Annotated in this window: 9 protein-coding genes; 5 read left to right on the plus strand and 4 right to left on the minus strand. The window is 43.6% G+C overall.

All coding sequences use genetic code 11. From position 1 onward, the window contains the following. Together ACM0OZ_RS47080 and ACM0OZ_RS47085 are read left to right on the plus strand one after the other, a co-directional pair. Positions 1 to 1,088, plus strand: a 1,088-nt coding sequence (locus tag ACM0OZ_RS47080) for a TonB family protein (RefSeq protein WP_414589859.1), incomplete at its 5' end; no start/stop codon positions are given. 243 nt (positions 1,089 to 1,331) lie between these two features. Then, the gene (locus ACM0OZ_RS47085) at positions 1,332 to 1,766 is read left to right on the plus strand and encodes a hypothetical protein (protein WP_414589860.1); all 435 of its coding nucleotides are present in this window, start codon (positions 1,332 to 1,334) and stop codon (positions 1,764 to 1,766) included. A 329-nt stretch (positions 1,767 to 2,095) separates the two neighbouring features. Here the strand turns inward: ACM0OZ_RS47085 and ACM0OZ_RS47090 are convergent, their stop codons facing one another. Together ACM0OZ_RS47090 and ACM0OZ_RS47095 are read right to left on the minus strand one after the other, a co-directional pair. Then, the gene (locus ACM0OZ_RS47090; protein WP_414589861.1) at positions 2,096 to 2,452 is read right to left on the minus strand and encodes a DOPA 4,5-dioxygenase family protein; all 357 of its coding nucleotides are present in this window, start codon (positions 2,450 to 2,452) and stop codon (positions 2,096 to 2,098) included. A gap of 168 nt (positions 2,453 to 2,620) precedes the next feature. After that, positions 2,621 to 5,515 (minus strand): zinc-dependent metalloprotease, encoded by a 2,895-nt coding sequence (locus ACM0OZ_RS47095; protein WP_414589862.1) that lies wholly within the window; start codon positions 5,513 to 5,515, stop codon positions 2,621 to 2,623. A 240-nt stretch (positions 5,516 to 5,755) separates the two neighbouring features. On the opposite strand from ACM0OZ_RS47095, the gene ACM0OZ_RS47100 reads away from it, so the two are divergent. The 3 genes from ACM0OZ_RS47100 (at position 5,756) to ACM0OZ_RS47110 (ending at position 6,781) form a co-directional block, all read left to right on the plus strand. Continuing rightward, positions 5,756 to 5,923: a hypothetical protein gene (locus ACM0OZ_RS47100; protein ID WP_414589863.1), complete on the plus strand. Its 168-nt coding sequence runs from the start codon at positions 5,756 to 5,758 to the stop codon at positions 5,921 to 5,923. 73 nt (positions 5,924 to 5,996) lie between these two features. Then, the gene (locus tag ACM0OZ_RS47105) at positions 5,997 to 6,338 is read left to right on the plus strand and encodes a DUF2281 domain-containing protein (RefSeq protein ID WP_414589864.1); all 342 of its coding nucleotides are present in this window, start codon (positions 5,997 to 5,999) and stop codon (positions 6,336 to 6,338) included. Continuing rightward, positions 6,338 to 6,781 carry a type II toxin-antitoxin system VapC family toxin gene (locus ACM0OZ_RS47110; RefSeq protein WP_414589865.1) on the plus strand — a complete coding sequence of 148 codons (444 nt, stop codon included), beginning with the start codon at positions 6,338 to 6,340 and terminating at the stop codon, positions 6,779 to 6,781. The genes ACM0OZ_RS47105 and ACM0OZ_RS47110 overlap by 1 nt, the downstream gene beginning before the upstream one ends. Here the strand turns inward: ACM0OZ_RS47110 and ACM0OZ_RS47115 are convergent. Both ACM0OZ_RS47115 and ACM0OZ_RS47120 read right to left on the minus strand, forming a co-directional pair. Then, complete coding sequence (locus ACM0OZ_RS47115) at positions 6,742 to 7,074, minus strand: hypothetical protein (protein ID WP_414589866.1); 333 nt, start codon at positions 7,072 to 7,074, stop codon at positions 6,742 to 6,744. The two genes, ACM0OZ_RS47110 and ACM0OZ_RS47115, sit on opposite strands and share 40 nt — an antisense overlap. A 159-nt stretch (positions 7,075 to 7,233) precedes the next feature. Next, positions 7,234 to 7,700, minus strand: a 467-nt coding sequence (locus tag ACM0OZ_RS47120) for a WD40 repeat domain-containing protein (protein ID WP_414589867.1), incomplete at its 5' end; no start/stop codon positions are given.

The raw sequence follows: 7,700 nt of genomic DNA on the forward strand, positions 1-7,700 counted from the left end.
CATTAGCATTCAAACTGCGACAAAGAGCAGCGACACCAACCACACCACCAGAACCTCAACCAGAACCAACCGCCGTTGCACCCACAACGAAACCATTAGCACTCAAAAGAAGGCAAACGACACTTCCACCTACAACTAAACCACCAGAACCACTACAAAGTGCCGTCGCACCAACACCAAAACCGCCAGAACCACAACCAAAACCAACAGCCGTTGCACCGACAACGAAACCACTAGCACTCAAAAGAAGGCAAACGACACTTCCACCCACAACGAAACCACCAGAACCACTACAAAGTGCGATTCGGCAAAGCCCAGTGCCGGAGGCGATTGCGCAAAGCGCAGTGCCAGAGGCGATGGCGCAGAGCGCCCGCTTCGCGAACGCACCAACACCAAAACCGCCAGAACCACAACCAAAACCAACAGCCGTTGCACCGACAACGAAACCACCAGCACTCAAACCTCGACAAACGACAGTTGCACCGACAACGAAACCATCAGCACCTTTAACTCGTCAGGGAAATAGGGATCGGCTGGCTGCAAAATCCTCTCCTCAACAGTTAGAGAATAGGACGACTTCGCAATCATCCCAAGGGGCGCGGAGCTTATCACCGCGAAAGGTGTCTCGATCGCAATCATCTTCAAAATCAGGTGGAGCAAGTCGTTTGGGTGGTCCAATTAGTTTATCTAGTCGTGATTTTGCAAGCAGTAATCAAGCAGCGCTGCCTAATTCCAACCGCCTCAATCAATCTGTAGATGGCATTGATGCCCGTCAAGATGCAGACATGGGCGCTTATCTACAACAGCTACAGGAACGAGTGAGGCAGCACTGGATACCCGGACTCACCCAGTCTTCCCGGCGAACAGTGCTTCACTTTACTCTTAGCCGAGCAGGTTTGGTGAGCAATCTCCGCGTTGCACAAACTTCTGGATTGAGCATGACTGATGAAGCGGCGGTTAACGCTGTTAAGCAAGCAGTACCCTTTGCACCTTTGCCCACAGCCTACAAAGAAGATTACATTAACATTCAATTTACATTTAATATCAACATTTATGGGGAACTAGAACTGTGGAGAGATGGTCAATAAAGTGCGCCTCTCTATGCTACCGCCTCAAAGAGGCTAGCAAGAATGTACTCTATGCATGAAAATCAAATAAAGATTTTTGCTGATATTCTAAAAAATCATCCCTATTATGATATATTTTCAGGTAAGAATTTTTGTAAATTTTTTCTGGAAATCCACGCTATTTTAGTGTTTCTTAAGTGATGAAAAAGCTTGCAATACAGAATATTAGAATCACAAAGCAAGCATCATATAGGGAATTTCATTATGAAACGTTCACTAACAGCCTTATTTGTAATCATGAGTGCGATGCCCTTCGGGCTTGCGCTTTGCGCGATCGCTGTGGCTCATCCTGCCTTAGCCAACGAAGAAAATGTTTCTCCTGCCTTAGCTGACCAAAATCGAGCAGCTGCTCTTGTCACTCAACCAGCTACGATTACTAATGGAACACTTAACATCACAGACAGAACCAATAATCTCAAAAAAGTTTCTGAATCAATAGGGATAGTACGTGAAGGATGCAAAAAGATTAACCCGCTTGAAATGATTAAATCTCCTGGCAATACCTTCAAACAATGTTTGGAGGACACAAATAATCAGGCTGCTCAAATCAACCAGACTTCTCAACCTACTGAAAAATTTGAGTTTTTCAAGATTCCAGAACTCGAATCTGGTATTAACGTAACAGTGACTAAGTTCTAGGCGTTATCGAAACTGTAATGACAAATACCGTATCGGTTAGGACAAGGCTAGTGCCGCAAGGCGGAAGTCAAAAGTCAAAAGTCAAAAGTATTATGGAATTAGGTTTTTAGCGATTTTAAATGGTTGCCCTATTTACGCCGCGTTGTACTAGTGCCGCTGCTTTGGAAGTCAAAAGTTAAAAGTCACGCATTCAAAAGTCAAAAAGCTTACAGCACAAGCTTTTTGTTGATTGAAAATGGTTGCCTTATTTCCGCCCCCGCTGTACTAGAGGTTGGTTCTGGATCTCAGCGCGTCCGCGTATGCTTTTCAATACTTATTAATGAATTTTGTTAAGTTGTTCTCGCCCGCCGAAGGATGTCGATATTAAGTTCTAGCTTTTCTCCTAGCCACAGGGCATGCTCTGTGTGGTCTTTCACATCATCACCCGTCTCAGGATGAACTAAAACATCCAACCCCTCACGATTGAGCATTAACCAGGGGACGACTTTCTCAAACTGATTCGGTAAGAAGGCAACTTGATACATTGATTTTGGGTGTGGACCGATGGGCTGATCATGCCAGCGCCCAAGCCGCACGTCAAACCTAGCGCCCAATCCTTCGCGTACACGCGCCGCCACATCACGGCTGGCGGTATCGAAGTAGATATGAGCGTGAAAACCACTGATTTCCTGAGTTTCTTGTGTCATAGCTTTGGGTTGTTATAAAAATATAAGCTTTCTCGTAAGTAAGTAGGCGAGAAAAAATTAAACTATGTAAAGAAAAGTAAAGCTTGAAAATTATTTCGTAGTAAGCGCTTTAGCGCTAAAGCGCTTACTACCTTATTGTAAATATAACTTCTGTTGTGCTTGCTGTGGTTAATTAGAAAGCAATTGGGCATTTAATGCTTTGGTGATGCGATCGCAAGTTTCTTCCAAATGAGCTAGCGTGTAAATATCCAGCTTTGAACCTTGTTGTTTGAGAGTCACATCAATAGCTTTAAGCAGTTGGCGCAATTCATACCAAGCTATTGTACGACCATCTTCCGGGACATAAGTTGTACGCAAAATCATCTCTAGCAAAATATTCAGATGTTCCCGTTGCAATGAACGGCGGATGCTAGAAATTGATACGTGTGAGCGATCGCCTAAAACTTCTGTCCAAATACCTTTTTGCAGTATGTCAAACAGTTCTGGTATTGTTAACGCTTCCCCAGGCAAAGTTTTGAGTTCGATATCGCGTAAACGATTCAGGCGATCGCCATCTAACAACCTTCGTAGTATCGCACTTTGAAGGTATAGAATACGTTCATGAATTGGATAATCCAGCCGCGAGACGGGTACCGGGTTACCCCAGTGTGAAAAACGCGATGGTGCTAACTGATTAAGCAATTGTGGTGAGAAACTGAAAGCATTTTCACTAAAAACATACTCTTGCAATTTTATCAAGCTGTAGCGTTGTTTTTCTAAAGGAACTGCTACAAAGCGAGCGTGAGTCTCATCCAAAGGATGGTGACGCCTAAAAGATTGCCCACCAATGTATTGAGTCAGCAAAGTGGCATTACGGAAATAGTATTTAAGTATTCTGTTAAATAATAGACGTAGGTCGCTATAACTTTCTCCTTTTAATAAAGAACGTTTGTTGAGACGCTGCCACATCATGCGGGCATTATCCATTTGCCACTGAGAATAAACTAACACATCGTTACTCATGTCCCAGACATTTGCCAGAGGATTGATGTCCCAAATATCTTCATCAGTAGCGTAAGATAATTCTGGCTGAGGCGACGCCAAAACAATTTCCTCCAAGAAAGCCTTTTCATTCAAAGGAGTCATCTCCTCAGGCATGAGATTTGAGTATCTTTTGTAACCGTACTCAATTGCCCATTCATCGTAAGGACCAATAACCACTGGAAAAAAGTCGCCTTGCTGGACTCCTTGTGGTGCGATATTCACAGGTAAATAATCCATCACTGAACCCACCAAACCTTTAGCGTGAGTGATTTCAGTGTTGTTTAATTCCTGGGGTGTTAACATTGTGCTGCCGTGAAAGTTGTGGCGCAAACCAAGAGTGTGTCCAACTTCGTGAGCGATGAGATAACGTAAATATTGATGCACGTACTTCTGCATCTGTTCAGTATTTGGTGTTGCATCTTGCACCAGTGACAGCGCCAGCGCCCCCATAGCTGCTTCAAAAGATGACTCGATGCTATAGCATTCGTCAGAATCTTTCTCGGTCGTCAAGAGTTTAGCGTCAAAAGTCGAAAGTAAATCACTATGAGTACAGTCGGAAACTGGAATCACATTGCTGCCCCATTTTACTGTCTCTGGGCAAGAAGTAGGATTGAAATGAGTTGAAGCCCCAAATACGAAATGACTACACCATAATCCCCTATTTTCAACTCTTGACTCTTTTGCTTTGACTCTCGACTGTGGGTAGACACTTGGAGAACGTCTTCCCACAGAGTACTGATTATCTGAATTGGCTTCCATCAGTGCGCGATAATCTTGCTGAATTGAACGCACCATGTTGGCATCAACAATGATGTCTGCATCCAATATTTCTCCCGTGAGTGGATTGACGCGTACTGGTCCTCTAGCAAAACCTGCATCCAGAGAATTAAACCAGCGAATCGTATTGTAACGCACATCTGCTGGCTGCCAATCAGCATCATCTGGCATTTGCCGCACTTGAATAGCATTTTGAAATCCTGCTTTTTCAAATGCTTTATTCCACATCAAGACACCTTCACGAATTGCGTCGCGGTACTCTAAAGGGACGGCATTTTCAATCCAGAACACAATCGGCTTTTTCGGTGGAGACAAAGAAGCATTTGGATCGGATGGTTCGAGATGCCAACGATTAATGTAACGTACAAATGGTTCTTTTCCATTGTTGCGAGAAAAGTCTTGGAAAGCAGTAATAAAATATCCGACTCTGTCGTCTGCAAGCCTGGGAATATAACCGTTGTTTTCTCTCAGTTGCGAAAAACTGTAGTGTACCTTAAGACTGAGTGACCTGCTATCAGGTAAGGTGATTAAATTTGCTCCTTCTGGTGAGGAAAAACCGTAAATCGAATCAATCTCTAGGTTTAAAGGAAAGGTGTTGACATCGCCAAAATATGACTTGTTTTCTTGTAAGTTATATTCAGTTTGCAACGAGTATTTCAACAGAGACGTTAATCCGGGAAAGTCTTGTAATAGTAGGTCACTTAAGTTAATCAGAAGGTTTTTAGTGTATGGGTCGATACAAACTATCTCAACTGCATAAAGAACAGAGTCGCTAAATGAACGAGCAAGCGATCGCTGTTCTGGTTGACCTGGTTCTGTGCGAAACTTGACATTACGAACAACAAAGTGCAAGTTATTATTGACTCGCTGGAAATAGAAGAGGAAATCTTGCAGAGGCTGTCCACTATAAAGCCCGCTTTCCCCAATCCCTGATTCTAATGTGACTACACCTAAATAATTTTTATTCAGTTGTTCTGGCTTAATTTCCCAGTAGATTTCGTCAGACTCCTTACTGCGATAAAGCGTAAAAAGTCCTTCTAACTTATCTGCACCCTTAATTATCTCTCGAAATTGCCGAAAATCATCCTTTCGGTTCTCTTTAACTATATTCTCACCACTTACAAACCTTTCAACTCCTGGTATCGTACTCAATTGCTGCACATAAACATCTGAAAGTTGGTTGGCTTGTGCGCCATTAGCCCCTAACAACAGGTTATACACTAACAATATGCATATGAATAATTTTGTAAGCCAGTCTTTCATGCTTTCGCTTCCCCTAGCAAAGCGGCTTTTCTATCCGCATCCCTCTTGAGTATTAATAGATTAGCTGTTTTTATCTACTGAAGATAGTTGCATATTTTACCAAAGTAAGGATTAATGTTTGTAGGAGCAGCCGAGAGACTAGGAAAACAAGGAAAACACAGAGTATGGCGTGTGCGATCGCTCTGCGCCATCGCCCTTTACGTGGCTTCTGTATGCTGAGATCTTGCACCTATTGCAACAGTGAGTCGGCGAAGCCTCCAAACCCTCGTTACCAGGTTCAACCTGGTAAAGAGGGATATTAGAGCCTCTGGCTCTTGTTGGGTGCAAGATCTGAGGGCGCTTGGGCGATCGCCAATATCATCAAGTGCAATTCAAGAGCGATCGCCTGTGGTACACCTCCCTTTCTGAGGTTGGAGTGATTGCGTGAGAGCTAATATTATTAATGTATTACTTAAAAAATTACATTCTGTGACTAAGCACAATGACGATTAAACAGCAACTGATTCAAGAACTTGAATCAACTTCAGAATCTTTGTTAGCAGAAACACTAAACTTTTTGCGCTTTTTGAAAACTAAGCAAGATAAATCACAAGTAGAAATAACATCTCCACCTTTTGAAGAATCATCAGCGTCTATTGATTCTCATGATTCACAGGAAGAAAGTTCTTCTGAACCTTCTCAACTTCCATACAATCCTGCTTCTGGGCGTTCCATCCTTAGACACGCAGGGACATGGAGTGGTGATGACTATCAAGAGTGTCTACAACTCGTTTATACGTCTCGCGGTAAAGCAAAATTTGATTATGATAACGACTTTGAGTAATGTATTTGTTAGATACGAATCACTGTAGCAGCATTCTTATTGGAGAACCTAAAGTTATTCGTCGAGTTGCGGAGGTAGGTGAGTTAAACATTTCAACCTGTGTGATTGTCCAAGGAGAACTTACCTACATGATGGAAAACTCCCGACATAAGGAAACGAATCTGGCACGATTGGCAGAATTTTTTGAAGATATTTGCATCTATCATGTAAATAGAGATACAGCTACTATCTACGGTCAAATTAAAGCAGCTTTGTTCAACCAGTTTGGTCCAAGAGAGAGAAGCAAGCGAAGAAAAACTAGAATCACTGATTTGGGATTCGATGAAAATGACCTTTGGATTGCCGCCACTGCTGTACAATACAACCTCACTGTAGTCTCAGCTGATAGTGACTTTGAGCGCATTCAGCAAGTTAGAGCATTATCTTTGGAATCTTGGCTTTGAATTTTAGGGCGATCGCCATGCGCGGGTAGTGTACTTGTTTGCGATCGCCATGCGCGGATGCTGTTTATTGCCCAATCGTTTGTGTTAGTATGATGACCTTGTTCTGAGGGTGAAGTTTCGAGTTCTGAGGTTGAAGTTCCGAGTTCCGAGGTTGAAGTTTCGAGTTCTGAGGTTGAAGTTCCGAGTTCTGAGAGTGATTGCTCCAAAAAGGTACTGCGATCGCCTGCCAAAAACCACGTTGAATCTACACGCGATCGCCCTTTCTTGCAGTGGCAAAGCCAATCGCAAAACAATAAGCTTCACTGTACTGCATACAATTGCAAACTGCTATATTTGCGTTCGCCAAGCGGGTACTCTGTGCGATCGCCTATCAATTTCTTGCACTTGCATTCCAAACAATTCTTGTGGGGTGGGCATCTTGCCCGCCCAGTCCCCTAATTTTACAAACCAACTTATTTGGGAGTACCAACATCATCACACAGCTTGCGATCGCCATCCTGAACACTGCGGTTGTACTTCAAATAATCATGCGCCCAAGCGCAACCGCGTGCCAGTAAGTCATCCAAATCCAGATTCCACAACCGTACCGTCTTGTCTAAACTACCAGAAGCAATCGTCTTGCCATCTGGGCTGAATGCCACGCTCGTGACAGAACTGCTATGCCCAGTGAGGGTTTTGAGTTGCTGCCCGTTGAGATTCCACAACCGTACCGTGTTGTCTAAACTGCCAGTGGCAATCGTCTTGCCATCTGGGCTGAATGCGACGCTCATGACAGAACTGCTATGCCCAGTGAGGGTTTTGAGTTGCTGCCCGTTGAGATTCCGCAACCGTACCGTCTTGTCATCACTGCCAGAAGCAATAGTTTTGCCATCTGGGCTGAATGCGACGCTCCAGACAGAACTGCTATGCCCAGTGAGGG

Origin of the sequence: Scytonema sp. PCC 10023 (assembly GCF_963920835.1) — a bacterium.
Classification (GTDB): Bacteria; Cyanobacteriota; Cyanobacteriia; order Cyanobacteriales; family Nostocaceae; genus Kalymmatonema.